Here is a 16,313-nt window from a genome sequence, read left to right as displayed (position 1 = left end):
CGGCGTCGGCGGGGAGTCAGGGCGTCGGAGCGACCGTCGGCGTCGCGGCCGGCGTCGGCGCCGCGAAGAGCTCCGGCCAGAGGGCCACCGCCAGCGGGTAGCCCACGAACGACACGATGTCGATGATCGAGTGGGCGATCACCAGCGGCAGCGTGCGCCCGAAGCGCTGGTAGAAGAGCCCGAAGACCACGCCCATGATCACGTTGCCGATGAACGGCCCGATGCCCTGGTACAGGTGGTAGCTGCCCCGCAGCAGCGCGCTCGCGAACAGGATCTTCCAGCGACCCCAGCCGAGGTCGCCCAGGCGCGCGAAGAGGTAGCCGATCATGATGACCTCCTCCTGCACCCCCGCCCGGATCGCCGAGAGCACCAGCACGGGCACCGTCCACCAGTAGGCGTCCAGCGGCGAGGCGACCACCGCGACCGTGATCCCGAGCGCCCGGCCGAGCGCGTAGAGCCCGATCCCGGGAGCGCCGATCGCCACCGCGAGCACGACTCCCGTGCCGAGGTCCGGGAGCGGCCGGCGCCGGTCGAGCCCGAGCCGCCCGAGCGGACGCGGACCGCCCTGCCAGAGCAGGAAGACGCAGAGCAGCACCGGCACCAGGTCGAAGAACAGCGCGAGCAGCTGGTAGATCAGGTCGAAGGCGGGCCGGTCGCTGAGTGCCCCGTTGATCGTCGTCGACTGCTGTCCGAGCGCGACCGACCGGGTGAGCTTGTTGGTGATCGACACCACGGAGTAGACCGCCGACGCGCCGAGCGAGAGCCCGAGCACCAGGAGGACCTCGGCCCCGATCCGCCGCCGGGACTGGGTGGACGCTGGGGGAGCGGTGGACACGCGGGAGCTCCTTCCTGGATTCGCTACCGTGCGTGGAACGACACGCAGACGCACGTTTCGTGCACATCCGCGCAAGGATTCCACCTCCCGGTTACCGCTGTGTAACGGTTTCCCCATCGTTTTGTGGCGATAGGCAGTCGATACATAGTCTCGTCGGAGGCACTCGCGCGGTGGCCACCAGTCTCGCGCGCCGACGTCGTCGCCACGCGCACGGCACTCCACGCGTCAGGGAAACCACTTCTCGCGCGCCCCCACACCACTGGAGGAATTGTGAAAATCAGACGTTTCGGCCTCGGAGCTCTGGCGCTCGTCGCCGCGAGCACCCTGGTCCTGGCCGGCTGCAGCAGCTCGGGCGACACCGGCGGGGGTGACGCGGGAGGCGACTCCGGCGCGATCATCACCACCAACGGCTCCGAGCCGCAGAACCCGCTGATCCCGACCAACACCAACGAGGTGGGCGGCGGCAAGATCCTCGACGAGATCTTCGCCGGCCTCGTCTACTACGACGCCGAGGGTGCGCCGCAGAACGACGTCGCCGAGTCGATCGAGTCGGACGACGCGCAGAACTACACCATCACGATCAAGCCGGACCTCACCTTCACGAACGGCGACCCGGTCACGGCGAGCTCGTTCGTCGACGCCTGGAACTACGGCGCGAAGCTCTCGAACAACCAGCTGAACAGCTACTTCTTCGAGGACATCCAGGGCTTCAGCTACGACGAGGACTCCGAGCTCACCGGCCTCGCCGTCGTCGATGACACGACGTTCACCGTCGCGCTCAGCGAGCCCAAGTCGGACTTCCCGCTGCGCCTGGGCTACTCGGCCTACTACCCGCTGCCCGCCGCCGCGTTCGAGGACATGGACGCCTTCGGTCAGAACCCGATCGGCAACGGCCCGTACATGCTCGCGGGCGATGACGCGTGGCAGCACAACGTGCAGATCGACCTCGTCGTGAACCCCGACTACACCGGCGGCCGCACCCCGGTCAACGGCGGCCTCACGGTCACCTTCTACGCCACGCAGGACGCGGCGTACTCCGACCTCCAGGGCGGCAACCTCGACGTCCTCGACGCCATCCCGGACTCGGCCTACGGCACCTACGAGAGCGACCTGGGCGACCGTGCGGTCAACCAGCCCGCCGCCGTGTTCCAGTCCTTCACCATCCCGGACCGCCTCGCGCACTTCGGCGGTGAGGAGGGCCAGCTGCGACGCCAGGCCATCTCGATGTCGATCGACCGCGCGCAGATCACCGACGTCATCTTCGAGGGCACCCGCACCCCCGCCTCCGACTTCACCTCCCCGGTGATCGACGGCTGGAGCGACTCCCTCGAGGGCGCCGAGGTGCTCGAGTTCAACGCCGACGAGGCGAAGGCGCTCTGGGCTCAGGCCGACGCCATCAGCCCCTGGGACGGCACATTCAAGATCGCCTACAACGCCGACGGCGGCCACCAGGGCTGGGTCGACGCCGTGTCGAACTCGATCAAGAACACGCTCGGGATCGACGCCGAGGGCGAGGCCTACCCGACCTTCGCCGAGGCGCGCACCAAGATCACGGACCGCACCATCGAGACCGCGTTCCGCACCGGATGGCAGGCCGACTACCCGGGTCTGTACAACTTCCTGGGCCCGCTGTACGCGACCAACGCCTCGTCGAACGACGGCGACTACTCGAGCGCCGAGTTCGACCAGCTCCTCGCGGAGGGCGCTGTCGACACCGACCTCGACTCGGCCAACGAGAAGTTCCAGCAGGCGCAGGAGGTCCTCCTGAAGGACCTGCCCGCCATCCCGCTGTGGTACTCCAACGTGACCGGCGGCTACGGCGAGACCGTGTCGAACGTCCAGTTCGGCTGGAACTCGGTGCCGCTCTACTACGAGATCACCAAGAACTAAGCTGCTAGAAACCGGGGCGCTTCGCCCGTGCGGTCGACTTCGGTCTTCGGTACGGGCGAAGCGCCCTGTTTCGGTCCGAATCGAATGAGGTCTCCCACCATGCGACACCGGAATCGGCAGGGCTGAGATGCTCGCCTACATCGTCCGACGCATTCTCCAAGCCGTCCCCGTGCTCATCGGCACGACGTTCCTCATCTACTTCATGGTCTTCGCCATGCCGGGGAACCCGCTCCTCTCGCTCTTCGGCGACAAGACGCCGAACCCGGCGCTCCTGGCCCGCCTCGAGGAGCAGTACCACCTGAACGACCCGTTCTTCGTCCAGTACCTCTACTACCTGGGCGGCGTCGTCCGCGGCGACTTCGGGATCTCGTTCTCGGGTCAGTCCGTCAACGACATCCTCGCCCGCACCTTCCCGGTGACGCTGACCCTCGCGATGATGGCGATCATCATCGAGATCGTGCTCGCGCTGACCATCGGCCTCATCAGCGGCCTGCGCAAGGGCTCGTTCTTCGACGCCAGCGCGCTGGTCGTCAGCCTGCTGCTGGTCTCGGTGCCGATCTTCGTGCTCTGCTTCATCGCGCAGACGTTCTTCGCCGTGCAGCTCGGCTGGTTCCCGCCCACGGTCGGCGGCCAGGCGACGTTCGAGCGGCTGCTGCTGCCGGCCATCGTGCTCGCGCTGTTCGTGGTGGCCTCGGCGATCCGCCTCACCCGCGGCTCCGTCATCGAGACCGCCGGCTCCGATTTCGTGCGCACCGCCTACGGCAAGGGGCTCTCGCGACGACGCGTCATCCCCGTGCACATCCTGCGCAACTCGCTGATCCCCGTCACGACCCAGTTCGGCGCCGACTTCGGCCTGCTGATCGTCGGCGCGACGGTGACCGAGGGCATCTTCAACGTTCCCGGCGTCGGGAACACGCTCTACCAGGCGATCATCCGCGGCGAGCGACCGACCGTCGTCTCCTTCGTCACGGTCATGGTGCTGTTCTACCTCGTGGTGAACATCCTGGTCGACCTGCTCTACGCCGTACTCGACCCGAGGATCCGCTATGCCAAATGAGTTCTCCGGCGGCGCGCAGAAGGCCCGCCGCATCGACCACTTCGTCGCCCCGCTCGAGGAGACGCCGATCGCCACGATCGACGCCGTCTCGCTCGACGACAAGCCCAGCAACCTCTGGACCGACGCCTGGCAGGACCTGCGCAAGCGCCCGATGTTCTGGATCTCGGGGGCGCTGATCCTGCTGATCATCGCCGTCGCGCTGATCCCGTCGCTGTTCACCTCCGTCGACCCCCGCGCCTGCGACCTCGGTCTCAGCAACCAGGGTCCCGGCGACGGCAGCGTCCTGGGCTACACGAAGCAGGGCTGCGACGTGTACTCCCGGATCATCCACGGCACGTCGACCTCGCTCTCCGTCGGCCTCATCGTGATCCTGATCACGACGCTCACCGGCGTCGTCGGCGGTGCGCTGGCCGGCTTCTTCGGCGGCTGGGTCGACACCGTGATCATGCGCGCGGGCGACATCTTCTTCTCGATCCCCTACATCCTCGCCGCGGTCGTCATCATGTCGGTCTTCTCGGCGCACCGGAACGTGTTCGTCATCGCCCTGGCGATCGGCGCGTTCGCGTGGCCCACCACCGCCCGCGTCCTGCGGTCGGAGGTCCTCCGGGTGAAGCAGTCCGACTTCGTCGGCGCCGCGACGGCCACCGGCCTGTCGAGGATGGCGATCCTGTTCCGCCACGTGCTGCCCAACTCCATCGCCCCCGTGATCGTCGTCACGACGATCTCGCTCGGCGCGGCCATCACCGCGGAGGCGACGCTGTCGTTCCTCGGCGTCGGCCTGCCGGGCTCGGTGATGTCGTGGGGCAACGACATCAGCCAGGCGCAGCGCGACCTGCGGACCAACCCGCAGACGCTGATCTACCCGTCCGCCGCGCTGACCATCACCGTGCTGAGCTTCATCCTGATGGGTGAGGCTCTGCGCGACGCGCTCGACCCGAAGGCGAGGGCCCTCCGATGACGAACACGACTCCCACCACGCCGAGGGGCCCGCTGCTCGAGGTCACCGACCTCGAGGTGGGCTTCCAGACCGGCAGCGGACTGGTCAAGGCCCTGCGCGGCGTCAGCCTGACGATCGAGCACGGCCAGACCGTCGCGATCGTCGGCGAGTCCGGATCGGGCAAGTCGACGACCGCCGCGGCGATCATCGGCCTGCTCCCCGGCAGCGGCAAGGTCACCGCGGGCTCCGTGCTGTTCGACGGCAAGGACCTGGCGAAGGCGACCAGGACCGAGCTCGAGGACATCCGCGGCCGGCGCATCGGCTACGTGCCGCAGGACCCGATGTCCAACCTGAACCCGGTCTGGTCGATCGGCTTCCAGGTCGAGGAGACGATCAAGGCCAACGGCCTCGCCTCCGGCCGCAAGGAGGTCCGCGCGAAGGCGATCGAGGTCCTGCAGAACGCCGGACTCGCCGATGCCGAGAAGCGGCTCAAGCAGTTCCCGCACCAGTTCTCGGGCGGCATGCGCCAGCGCGTGCTGATCGGCATCGGCCTGGCCGCGTCGCCGCAGCTGCTCATCGCGGACGAGCCGACCTCGGCGCTCGACGTGACCGTGCAGCGGCGCATCCTCGACCACCTCGAGACCCTGACGAAGACCGACGGCACCGCGCTGCTCTTCATCACGCACGACCTGGGCCTCGCCGCCGAGCGCGCCGAGAAGCTCATCGTCATGTACAAGGGCCGCATCGTCGAGTCCGGCGCCTCGGTGGAGGTGCTGCAGAACCCGCAGCACCCCTACACGCAGCGCCTGATCGCGGCGGCACCGAGCCTCGCCTCGCGGCGCATCCAGTCGACGGCCGGCAGCGCCACGGAGTCGGTGCCCGGCGAGTCCGCGGCCGTCCGCGAGGTCGACCTGGTCGGCGCGGCCGGCGCCCACCACAGCGGCGCGACCACCACCGCGCGGCCGATGATCGAGCTCGACGGCCTCACCAAGGTCTTCAAGATCCGCCGCGGCGGGCTGAAGGCCGAGGACTTCACCGCCGTCGACGACGTGTCGTTCGCGATCCCCAAGGGCACCACCACGGCGCTCGTGGGGGAGTCGGGCTCGGGCAAGTCGACGATCGCCCGCCTCGTGCTGGGGCTCGAGACGGCGACCAGCGGTGCGATCACGATCGACGGCCGTCGCACCGAGAAGCTCAAGGGCAAGGAGATGCTGGCACTGCGCCGCTCGATGCAGCCGGTGTTCCAGGACCCGTACGGCTCGCTCGATCCGCTGCACAACATCGGCAACACCATCTCGGAGCCGCTGCGCGTGCACAAGGTCGGCGACCGCACCTCGCAGCGCGAGCGGGTCTTCGAGCTGCTCGACCAGGTGTCGCTGCCGCGCGTGATCGCGGGACGCTACCCGAACGAGCTCTCCGGTGGCCAGCGCCAGCGCGTGGCGATCGCCCGCGCACTCGCGCTCAAGCCCGAGATCGTGGTGCTCGACGAGGCGGTGTCGGCCCTGGACGTGCTCGTCCAGGCGCAGATCCTCCGCCTCCTCGCCGATCTGCAGGCCGAGCTCGGGCTCACCTACCTGTTCATCACGCACGACCTGGCGGTGGTCCGCGTGATCGCCGACGACGTCTGCGTGATGCAGAAGGGCCGGATCGTCGAGCACGCCTCGACCGACACCGTGTTCGAGTCGCCGGAGCAGGAGTACACCCGCGAGCTGCTCGCCGCCATCCCGGGCGCCGGCATCGAGTTCGCGGTCTGATCCGCTGAGGACACCCCGCTGAGGGCCCCGTTCCGGAGCCGGCGACACCCGATGTTCATCGGGCCGCCGACCGGAAACGGGGCCCTCCGTCGTCGCGGCGCGCGCCTGCGGTACGATGGAGGGTCCCCCTTACTGCACGAGAACACGAGACGAGTCCGTTCACATGGCAAGTGCCACCCGCTCCGACCTGCGCAACGTCGCGATCGTCGCCCACGTCGACCATGGCAAGACCACCCTGGTGGACGCCATGCTCAAGCAGACGAACTCCTTCGACGCGCACGCCCACGTGGACGAGCGCGCGATGGACTCGAACGAGCTCGAGCGCGAGAAGGGCATCACGATCCTCGCGAAGAACACCGCTGTGTCCTACAGCGGCAAGCACGCGGTCGACGGTCCCATCACCATCAACGTGATCGACACCCCCGGCCACGCCGACTTCGGCGGCGAGGTCGAGCGCGGCCTGTCCATGGTCGACGGCGTCTGCCTCCTCGTCGACGCGTCCGAGGGCCCGCTCCCGCAGACCCGCTTCGTGCTCCGCAAGGCGCTCGAGGCGAAGCTCCCCGTCATCCTCCTGGTCAACAAGACCGACCGTCCCGATGCCCGCATCGACGAGGTCGTCGCCGAGAGCCAGGACCTCCTCCTCGGCCTCGCCTCCGACATGGCGGACGACGTCCCGGACCTCGACCTCGACGCGATCCTCGACGTCCCCGTCGTCTACGCCTCCGGCAAGGCCGGCCGCGCCTCCGCGAACAAGCCGGAGGACGGCACGCTCCCCGACGCCGAGGACCTCGAGCCGCTGTTCGAGGCGATCCTCAAGCACATCCCGGCGCCGACCTTCGACGACGAGGCGCCCCTCCAGGCCCACGTCACCAACCTCGACGCGTCGCCGTTCCTCGGCCGCCTCGCCCTCCTCCGCGTCTTCAACGGCACGATCAAGAAGGGCCAGACCGTCGCCTGGGTCCACCACGACGGCTCGCACACCAACGCGCGCATCACCGAGCTGCTGATCACCAAGGCACTCGACCGCTACCCGGCCGAGACCGCCGGCCCCGGCGACATCGTCGCGATCGCGGGCTTCCCCGAGATCACCATCGGCGAGACCATCGCCGACCCGGAGGACATCCGCCCGCTGCCGGCCATCACGGTCGACGACCCGGCGATCTCGATGACCATCGGCACCAACACCTCGCCGCTGGTCGGCAAGGTCAAGGGTCACAAGCTCACCGCGCGCATGGTGAAGGACCGCCTCGACCGCGAGCTCATCGGAAACGTGTCGCTCAAGGTCCTCGACATCGGCCGTCCCGACTCGTGGGAGGTCCAGGGCCGCGGCGAGCTTGCGCTGGCCATCCTCGTCGAGCAGATGCGCCGCGAGGGCTTCGAGCTCACGGTCGGCAAGCCCCAGGTGGTCACCCGCCAGGTCGACGGCAAGGTGCACGAGCCCTTCGAGCACCTCACCATCGATGCTCCGGAGGAGTACCTCGGCGCGATCACGCAGCTCCTCGCCGCCCGCAAGGGCCGCATGGAGAACATGGCGAACCACGGCACCGGCTGGGTCCGCATGGAGTTCATCGTCCCCTCGCGCGGCCTGATCGGCTTCCGCACCGAGTTCCTCACCACCACCCGCGGCACCGGCATCGCGAACGCGATCCTGCACGGCTACGAGCAGTGGGCGGGCGCCATCGTCACCCGCAACAACGGCTCGATCGTCGCCGACCGCACCGGCGTCGTGACGCCGTTCGCGATCATCGCGCTCCAGGAGCGGATGACCTTCTTCGTGAACCCCACCGAGGAGGTCTACGAGGGCATGGTCATCGGCGAGAACTCGCGCAACGACGACATGGACGTGAACATCACCAAGGAGAAGAAGCTGACCAACATGCGTCAGTCCACCTCCGACACGTTCGAGTCGATGACGCCCTCGCGCCAGCTGACGCTCGAGGAGTGCCTCGAGTTCGCCCGCGAGGACGAGTGCGTCGAGGTCACCCCCGAGATCGTGCGCATCCGCAAGGTCGAGCTGGACGCGAACGCCCGCGCCCGCGCGACCAGCCGCCTCAAGAAGCAGGCCTGATCCCCGGGCGCCAGTGAGGCGCCCGCCACGACGCACGACCGGCCGGAGCCCCGCTCCGCCGGTCGTTCGTCGTTCCGGCCCTTCATGCTGGTTGAGCAGCCGCGGAACGCGGCGTATCGAGACCGAGGTCCTGCAGAGCGTTGGTCTCGATACGCCCTCTCCGAGGGCTACTCGACCAGCATGAAGCGCAGCGCCGTCGCAGACGGCTCGGCCGGCGTGGAGTGCAGCGCCCTCGCATGCTGGTCGGTCGGCCCAGCGCGGGGCCCGCTTCATGCTGATCGAGCAGCCGCGGAGCGGCGCATCGAGACCCGTCGTCAGCCCGCCGGCGTCGGCGTGGGCGTCGCGCCCTCCGCCTCCAGCGTCGCGGTGATGAACGCGACGAACGCGTCGGCGTCGTCCGGCTTGCCGGTGTACTGCTCGCCGTTGACGAGCACGGTCGGCGTCGAGCTCAGCTTCGCGACCGAGGAGTTCGCCAGCGCTCCGCTCGTCGCCCGCTTCGTGGCCGCCGCCACCCAGGGCCGGAACTCGCCGCTCGTGATGCACGCCAGCACGTCGTCGTCGGTCACTCCGGCCTCGGTCACCAGCGCCCGCAGCTCGTCGTCGCTCAGCCCGGTCGTCCCCTCGGCCGGCTGCTTCGCGAACAGCGCCTCGTGCACCGCGAGGAACCGGTCCGGATCCTCGTCCGCGACGCAGGCCGCGGCGTTCGCCGCGCGGCTCGAGTACTCCGATCCCGCCGAGGAGGAGTCCAGGATCGCGACCGGATGGATCTCGAGCGTGATCGCCCCCTGCGTCAGCCACGACTGCAGGTTCGCCGCGTTCGCCGTCTCGAACTGCCCGCAGTACGGGCACAGGTAGTCGACGTACAGGTCGACCGTGACGACGCCGCCGGCACGCGTCGCCGCCTCGTCGGTCGGGACCGGCTCCTCGCCCGCCTCGAGGGGAGCGGTCGTCACCGGCGTGACCGCCGACTCCGCCCCCGCGAGCACGATCCCGTCGCTCAGCATGTTCGCCGGCCCGGTGCTCGCGATCTCCTGCTGCGACCACATGTTCCACGCCACGAGCGCCACGACGGCGAGCACGCCGACCGCCGCACCGCTCTGGCCGAGCACCCGGTTCCGCCGCTTCCGACGCCGCTCCTGCTCGCGCCGCTCCCGCGCCTCGAGGCGGGCGAGCTCCTGTCGCTCGCGCTTGGTCGGCTGGTTCTTCGCACTGTTCCCGGACATCGCCGTCGAGGCTAGGGAGCCGACCTTGCCGCGCTCGGAGAGGCAGCCGCCGACGAGCTGTGCCGGTATGGAGATCCCCTCAGGAACGCCGAGGGCTCAGGCGAACAGCCCCGAGCCGACGAAGTCGCCCTCGTCGCGCACCCCCGGCGGGACCGCGAAGACCGCCGAGCCGACGTGCTTGATGTACTCGTTCAGCGCGTCGCCGGCGAGGTTCTTCTGGATCGCGATGAACTGCTCCGGCGACCGCTGGAACGAGAGGAAGAACAGCCCCGCGTTCAGCCGCCCGAGCTCGTCGTTGCCGTCGACGAAGTTGTAGCCGCGGCGCAGCAGCCGGACCCCGTTGTTCACGGTCGGGTGCGCGAGCCGCACGTGCGACTGCTCGTCGACGAGGGGAGCGCCGGTCGCGCCGGCCGCCGCGAAGTCGGGCTCGGTGAACTCGCCGCCGCCCGAGAGCGGCGCACCGGAGCCCTTGCTCCGGCCGATCACGCGCTCCTGCTCGCCGAGCTGGCTGCGGTCCCAGGTCTCGATGATCATCCGGATCTTGCGCGCCACGAGGTAGCTGCCGCCCGCGAGCCAGGCCGGCCCGTCGGCGTCCTGCACCCAGACGTGCTCCTGCACGGCGTCCGGCTCCTCCGACTTGACGTTGGCCGTGCCGTCCTTGAAGCCGAAGAGGTTCCGCGGAGTCGCCTGCGCCGTCGAGGTGGAGGAGGTGCGGCCGAAGCCGAGCTGCGACCAGCGCAGCGAGGCGCGCCCGAAGGCGATCCGGCTGAGGTTCCGGATGGCGTGCACCGCGACCTGCGGGTCGTCCGCGCAGGCCTGGATGCAGAGGTCGCCGCCGCCCGCGGACGGCACCAGCGCGTCGCCTCGGAAGCGGGGGAGCGCCGCGAGCTCGGCCGGTCGCCGGTCGGCGAGGCCGAAGCGGTCGGCGCCCGACTCGTCGGTGAAGAGCGTCGGTCCGAAGCCGAAGGTGAGCGTCAGCGAGGACGCGTCGAGACCGAGCGCCTCGCCCGTGTCGTCGGGCGGAGCCGTGTCCGGTCCGCCGACCGCACCCTCCTCGCTGACGTCGAGCCCCTGGGTGAGGCGAGCGGCCGCGAGCGTCCAGTCCTGCAGCAGCTCGATCAGGTCGTCGCGCGTGACGCTGGAGGCCAGGTCGAACGCCGCGAAGTGCAGCCGGTCCTGCGCGGCCGTCGTGATGCCGGCCTGATTCGCGCCGAAGAACGGCACGACGCGGGTCGCCGCGGAGGAGGCGGTCGCGCTGGTCGCCGAGGTGACGGCGACCGTCCCGCCGATGCCCGCGGCCAGTCCTGCGGTGCCCGCCGAGACGAGCCCGAGCAGCCCGCGCCGCGAGAGGCGGCGGGGCTGCTCGTCGGGCCGGCCCGACTCGTCGGCGGCGCCGACGGTGTTCTGCTCGGGCTCCACTACTCCGCGGGCTCCTCGACGCCGAGCACCGTGTGCGTGAGCTGGGAGAGCGGCTCGGACAGAGCGTTCACCTGGTCGGAGAGCTCCTTCTTCTGCTCGGCGGTGACGCTCGAGTAGGCGACGAAGCCGGAGTCGATCGAGCCGTACTGCGCGAGCATCGCGTCGAGCTCGGCGAAGCGCCGGCCGATGTCCGCGGTCAGCGCCGCGCCGTCCTCGCCGGTGGCGGTCGCGATCGGCTCGACGTTGCCGAAGGCCACCTCCGCGCCCTGCACGTTGGCGGCGAAGTCGGTCAGGTCGGTGCCCGACCACCAGTCCTCCTCACCGGTGATCTTGCCGGCGGCGACCTCGTCGAGCAGGCCGATCGCGCCGTTCGAGATGTCGCCGACCGAGACGGTGAAGTCGGGCGCGGCGACGAGGTCGTAGAGGTCCTGCACGTCGGAGACGAGACCGTCGGCGAACGCGGTCCGCTGCTCCGGGGTGGACGGCGCCCAGTCGAGCCAGGCGCTCGTGCCGTCGGAGTTCAGCGCGTCGGCGGCGGGGACCCAGAGGTCCTTCTCGATGCGGTGGAAGCCGGTCCAGTCCAGGCCCTCGGCGACGGCGTCGACCTCGCGGTAGTCGATCTTCGGGTCGAGGTCGCCGAAGGCCTCGGCGGTCGGCTCGATGCGCTCGTAGAAGACGCGGGTCGCGGCGAAGAGGCTGCGGGCCTTCTCGTCGTCACCGGCCGCGTAGGCGTCGGCGAAGGCCGTCACGGCGGGCAGCAGCTCGCCGGACTGCGACTGCACGTAGGAGACGTAGTTGGTGACGGCGGCCTCGGTCGCGGCCTGCTCGTCGGCCGACTGCTCGGTCGCCTCGCCGGTCACGGTGAACTCGGCGAGCCCGACGGGCGCGCCGACCTGCTGGAACTTGCAGGCCGTGTAGTAGGTGCCGGGCTCGAGCTGGGCGACGTAGGAGACGCTCTGCCCGGGGGTCACGTTCTCCTTCTCGCCGACGATGCGCAGCTTGTCCTCGGCGAGGATCTCGAACTCGTTGACGTCCGAGCCGGTGTTCTCGAGCGCGAAGGTCACCGCACCCGCCTCGGCCGTCGCGGCGGACACCGCGCAGGCGCCGTCGTCGATCGCGACCTCGAGGGCCGCGGCGGAGGAGGCGGCCGGGGTGTTCGGCACGCAGCCGGCGAGGAGCAGGGCGAGAGCGCCGGCACCGGCGAGGCCGGTGGCGACGCGGGGGAGGCGGGGTCGAGTGCGCGAGGGCATGGTTCTCCTGGTGGTGGGAGGTCGTTCCGGCGGCGCCGGAGCGGGATCAGACGGAGGTGGCGACGGGCGCGGCGACCGGGGCCGCGCTGCCCCGTCGCGGCCGGCGGGAGCGGACCTGGCGGACGAACAGGGACCCGACCACGACGAGGTAGAGCAGCCAGGCGGAGAACTGCAGCGCCGTCGGCTCGGGGGTGTAGTTGAAGAGGCCGCCGAGGATCGCGGCGACCGTGGCGGGCAGGATCGGGCCCAGATCGAACAGCGGGGTGCCCCAGCCGGGCAGCAGCGCCGCCTCCTGCAGGTCGCCGACGCCGTAGAGCAGCACGCCGGCCGCGACCACGATGAGGAACCCGCCCGTCCACGTGAAGAAGCGGCCGAGGTCGATCCGGACGAAGCCGCGGAAGATCAGGTAGGAGGCGACGACCGCGCTGAGGATGCCGAGGAAGGCGCCGATCGTGCCGACCCAGGCGTCCGAGCCGGAGGAGGCGCTGCTCGAGGACACGCTCGCCCAGACGAACAGCGCGGTCTCGATCCCCTCGCGCCCGACGCTGACGAAGCCGAGCACGACGATCCCGAGGGCGGAGCCGCTGACCGCGTCGTCGAGCTTGGACTCCAGCTCGCCCTTCAGGCTGCGAGCGTTCGCGCCCATCCAGAAGATCATCCAGGTGACGAGTCCGACGGCCAGCAGCGAGAGGCCGCCGCCGAGCAGCTCCTGCGCGGTGAAGCTGAGCCCGTAGGGGCCCCAGGTCAGGATCGCGCCGGTGACGAGGGAGAGGACGACCGCGGCGGCGATGCCGGTCCAGAGCCGGGGGAGGACGTCGCGCCGCTGCAGCTTCGTCAGGTAGGCGACGAGGATGCCGACGACGAGTCCGGCTTCGAGGCCTTCGCGGAGGCCGATGAGGTAGTTTGCGAGCACGTGTGTTCTCTTCGTCGTCAGCGCGGGAGGACGGGGCGGTTCCCGCCCCCGGACCGCATCCTCAGGTAAGCCTTGCCTAACCCGAGGACGACTGTAGTGGCCGTCCGCTCGGCTGTCCAGACATGACGCCGCGCGCCCGATGTGCGGGCGCCGGGCGGCCGGTCCGGGGCGCTCCGGGCGAGGTCCCGCGGCGCACGAGAGCACACGACGGACGAGAGGCGGAGAGTGGACGCGAGTCGAGACGGCGCAGGCGAGCGGGTCGTGGCGGTGCACGCCCATCCCGACGACGAGACGATCACGATGGGCGGAACGCTCGCGAGACTCGTCGCGGACGGTGCCGCGGTCACCGTCGTCACCGCGACCCGCGGCGAGTGCGGCGAGGTCATCCCGACCGATCTCGCGCACCTCGAGGGCTCGGACGAGCTCGCCGCGCACCGCACCACCGAGCTGGTCGTCGCCCTCACCGCGCTCGGAGTCGCCGACCACCGCTTCCTCGGCGACCCCGCCGCCCGCGCGGCCGGCCTCGCCCCGCGGATCTACCGCGACTCCGGCATGCAGTGGGGCCCCGGACGCGTCCCGGTCCCGCTCGAGCCGGCGGACCCGCGCTCCTTCACCTCCGCACCCGAGGAGGAGGCGATCGCCGACCTCGTCGCCGTGCTCCTGCAGACCGGTGCGACCCTCGTCCTCTCCTACGACGCCGGCGGCGGCTACGGGCACCCCGACCACATCCGCGCCGCCCTGATCGCCTCGACGGCGGCCGAGCGACTCGGACTGCGCTGCCTCGCCGTGCTGCCCGAGTCCGCCCCGGCGGAGCCCGGCGACGTCGCGATCGAGCTGGACGAGGACGACTACGCCCGCAAGCGCGCCGCCCTCGAGGCGCACCGCACCCAGCTCGTGGTCGACGGCGACGAGCTCCGTCTCTCCAGCGGGCCGCCGTTCGCGATCGGCCGCTTCGAGCGCTTCCGCCCCGAGGGGGCGCCGGTCCCGCCCGAGCCGGTCGCCGAGGAGCGGCCCGACCCGGTCACCCGCATCGTCTCGGGCGTGCTCTCCGTCGTCACCGGGGCGGTGGTCGGCGCGATCACGACCGTCGCGCACCAGAGCACGGTGAGCGTCGGCGAGGCGGTGATCCCGGTCGGCCTGGCCGTCTCGCTCGCGGCGGTGCTGCTGCTCCTGCTCGGTCTGCGTCTCGTGATGGTCGACCGCTTCGTCGCCTTCTGCACCGCGATGGGCCTGCTCGGCGCGATCGGGCTGCTCGCGCTGCGCAGCACCGGCGGCTCGGTCCTCGTGCCCGCCAACGGGCTCGGCGTCGTCTGGACCTTCGCGCCCGCGCTGATCGCCCTCGTGGTGATCGCCTGGCCCCGGGTCCGCACGCCGGCCGCTCCTGCTCCGGTGGAGCCCGCGGCCGACAGCACCGCCCCGCCGCTCCCCGTACGATAGAGACCACTGTTCGAAGGGACGTCCACGACCGTGACCTACGTGATCGCACTTCCGTGCGTCGATGTCAAAGACCGCGCCTGCATCGACGAATGCCCGGTCGACTGCATCTACGAAGGCGAGCGCTCGCTCTACATCCACCCCGACGAGTGCGTCGACTGCGGGGCGTGCGAGCCGGTGTGCCCCGTCGAGGCCATCTACTACGAGGACGACCTCCCCGAGGAGTGGTCCGACTACTACAAGGCCAACGTCGAGTTCTTCGACGAGATCGGCTCCCCGGGCGGAGCCGCGAAGGTCGGAGTGATCGCGAAGGACCACCCGGTCATCGCCGTCCTCCCGCCGCAGAGCCACTGAGCGCGCGTCCGTGGCACTCGGACCGCTGCCGGACTACCCCTGGGACCTGATGGGTCCCGCCACCCGGGTGGCCTCGGCCCACCCCGGCGGCATCGTCGACCTCTCGATCGGCTCGCCGGTCGACCCGACGCCCGCGCCGATCCGCCAGGCGCTCGCGCGGGCGACGGATGCGCACGCGTACCCGACCACGGTCGGCACCCCGGCGCTGCGCGAGGCGATCGCCGCCTGGTACGCCCGTCGGCGCGGCGTCCCGGGTCTGGGCCTCGACGAGGTCCTGCCCACGATCGGCTCGAAGGAGCTCGTCGCCTGGCTGCCGTTCCTGCTCGGCCTGGGCGAGGGCGACGTCGTCGTCCATCCGCGTGCCGCCTACCCGACCTACGCGATGGGCGCCGCGATCGCCGGCGCCTCGGTGCTCGCCTCCGACGACCCCGGCGAGTGGCCGGCCGAGACGCGGCTGGTGTGGCTGAACTCGCCGGGCAACCCCGACGGCGCCGTGCTCGACGTGGACGCGCTGCGGCGCGCGGTCGAGCGGGCGCGCGAGCTGGGCGCTGTCGTGGCGGGAGACGAGTGCTACGCCGAGCTCGGCTGGGACGGCCGCTGGGCCGCCGAGCCGATCCCGAGCGTCCTCGACCCCCGGGTGGCCGGCGAGGACCGCCGGGGCGTGCTCGGCGTCTACTCCCTCAGCAAGCAGTCCAACCTGGCCGGCTACCGCGCCGCCTTCATCGCGGGCGACCGCGAGCTGATCGCGCGGCTCGTGACCGTGCGCAAGCACGCCGGGATGATCGTCCCCGCGCCGCTCCAGGAGGCGATGGTCGTCGCGCTCGGCGACGACGGCCACGTGGCGGAGCAGAAGGAGCGCTACCGCGCCCGCCGCGACCTCTTGCGCCCGGCGCTCGAGGCCGCCGGCTTCCGGGTCGACCGCAGCGAGGCGGGCCTCTACCTCTGGGCGACGGAGGGCCGGCCGGCCTGGGAGTCGATCGACCGCCTCGCCCGCCGGGGGATCCTCGCGGGCCCCGGCGTCTTCTACGGCGACCACTTCACCGAGCACGTCCGGCTCTCGCTGACCGCGACCGACGAGCGCATCGCGGCGGCCGCCGAGCGGCTCGCGTACGGGCTCTGACCCGCCGCGCGCCCCGATCCTGAAGCATCTCCACAACGGACGGGGACGAGCACTGGGCG

At 70.9% G+C, this 16,313-nt stretch carries 13 protein-coding genes; 8 read left to right on the top strand and 5 right to left on the bottom strand.

Annotation, left to right across the window (positions count from 1 at the left end; all coding sequences use genetic code 11):
- Window positions 1-16: 16 nt before the first annotated feature.
- Entirely contained in the window at window positions 17-835 is an 819-nt protein-coding gene (locus tag HRK28_RS02865) for a CPBP family intramembrane glutamic endopeptidase (protein WP_244231809.1), read from the bottom strand.
- Window positions 836-1,105: 270 nt separating this feature from the next.
- On the opposite strand from HRK28_RS02865, the gene HRK28_RS02860 reads away from it, so the two are divergent.
- The 5 genes from HRK28_RS02860 (at window position 1,106) to typA (ending at window position 8,541) form a co-directional block, all read left to right on the top strand.
- Complete coding sequence (locus HRK28_RS02860; RefSeq protein WP_160088292.1) at window positions 1,106-2,725, top strand: ABC transporter substrate-binding protein; 1,620 nt, start codon at window positions 1,106-1,108, stop codon at window positions 2,723-2,725.
- 127 nt (window positions 2,726-2,852) lie between these two features.
- Complete coding sequence (locus HRK28_RS02855) at window positions 2,853-3,782, top strand: ABC transporter permease (RefSeq protein ID WP_159985443.1); 930 nt, start codon at window positions 2,853-2,855, stop codon at window positions 3,780-3,782.
- Complete coding sequence (locus tag HRK28_RS02850; RefSeq protein WP_160088294.1) at window positions 3,772-4,740, top strand: ABC transporter permease; 969 nt, start codon at window positions 3,772-3,774, stop codon at window positions 4,738-4,740. The genes HRK28_RS02855 and HRK28_RS02850 overlap by 11 nt, the downstream gene beginning before the upstream one ends.
- Window positions 4,737-6,473 (top strand): ABC transporter ATP-binding protein, encoded by a 1,737-nt coding sequence (locus HRK28_RS02845; protein WP_173250361.1) that lies wholly within the window; start codon window positions 4,737-4,739, stop codon window positions 6,471-6,473. The genes HRK28_RS02850 and HRK28_RS02845 overlap by 4 nt, the downstream gene beginning before the upstream one ends.
- Before the next feature lie 163 nt (window positions 6,474-6,636).
- The gene (gene typA, locus HRK28_RS02840; RefSeq protein ID WP_127886161.1) at window positions 6,637-8,541 is read left to right on the top strand and encodes a translational GTPase TypA; all 1,905 of its coding nucleotides are present in this window, start codon (window positions 6,637-6,639) and stop codon (window positions 8,539-8,541) included.
- A gap of 314 nt (window positions 8,542-8,855) precedes the next feature.
- Here the strand turns inward: typA and HRK28_RS02835 are convergent, their stop codons facing one another.
- From HRK28_RS02835 to efeU, 4 genes are all read right to left on the bottom strand, one after another.
- Window positions 8,856-9,764 carry a thioredoxin domain-containing protein gene (locus HRK28_RS02835; RefSeq protein WP_173250360.1) on the bottom strand — a complete coding sequence of 303 codons (909 nt, stop codon included), beginning with the start codon at window positions 9,762-9,764 and terminating at the stop codon, window positions 8,856-8,858.
- Between the two features lie 96 nt (window positions 9,765-9,860).
- The gene (gene efeB / locus HRK28_RS02830) at window positions 9,861-11,183 is read right to left on the bottom strand and encodes an iron uptake transporter deferrochelatase/peroxidase subunit (protein ID WP_160088302.1); all 1,323 of its coding nucleotides are present in this window, start codon (window positions 11,181-11,183) and stop codon (window positions 9,861-9,863) included.
- Window positions 11,183-12,433, bottom strand: coding sequence for an iron uptake system protein EfeO (gene efeO, locus HRK28_RS02825; protein ID WP_173250359.1), 1,251 nt, complete (start codon window positions 12,431-12,433; stop codon window positions 11,183-11,185). Before efeO ends, efeB begins: the two co-directional genes overlap by 1 nt.
- Window positions 12,434-12,479: 46 nt before the next feature.
- Window positions 12,480-13,346, bottom strand: coding sequence for an iron uptake transporter permease EfeU (gene efeU / locus HRK28_RS02820; protein WP_173250358.1), 867 nt, complete (start codon window positions 13,344-13,346; stop codon window positions 12,480-12,482).
- 225 nt (window positions 13,347-13,571) lie between these two features.
- On the opposite strand from efeU, the gene HRK28_RS02815 reads away from it, so the two are divergent.
- From HRK28_RS02815 to dapC, 3 genes are read left to right on the top strand one after another with little or no spacing between them, the layout of a single operon-like run.
- Window positions 13,572-14,783 (top strand): PIG-L family deacetylase, encoded by a 1,212-nt coding sequence (locus HRK28_RS02815; protein WP_173250357.1) that lies wholly within the window; start codon window positions 13,572-13,574, stop codon window positions 14,781-14,783.
- Window positions 14,784-14,813: 30 nt separating this feature from the next.
- Complete coding sequence (gene fdxA, locus HRK28_RS02810; protein ID WP_085475430.1) at window positions 14,814-15,134, top strand: ferredoxin; 321 nt, start codon at window positions 14,814-14,816, stop codon at window positions 15,132-15,134.
- Window positions 15,135-15,144: 10 nt separating this feature from the next.
- Window positions 15,145-16,254, top strand: a complete 1,110-nt coding sequence (dapC, locus tag HRK28_RS02805) for a succinyldiaminopimelate transaminase (protein WP_173250356.1) — start codon at window positions 15,145-15,147, stop codon at window positions 16,252-16,254.
- The last annotated feature ends 59 nt before the right edge of the window (window positions 16,255-16,313 follow it).

The organism is Rathayibacter sp. VKM Ac-2835 (assembly GCF_013266705.1).
Lineage (GTDB): Bacteria > Actinomycetota > Actinomycetes > Actinomycetales > Microbacteriaceae > Rathayibacter.
This window is presented reverse-complemented; position numbering and strand designations above follow the sequence as displayed.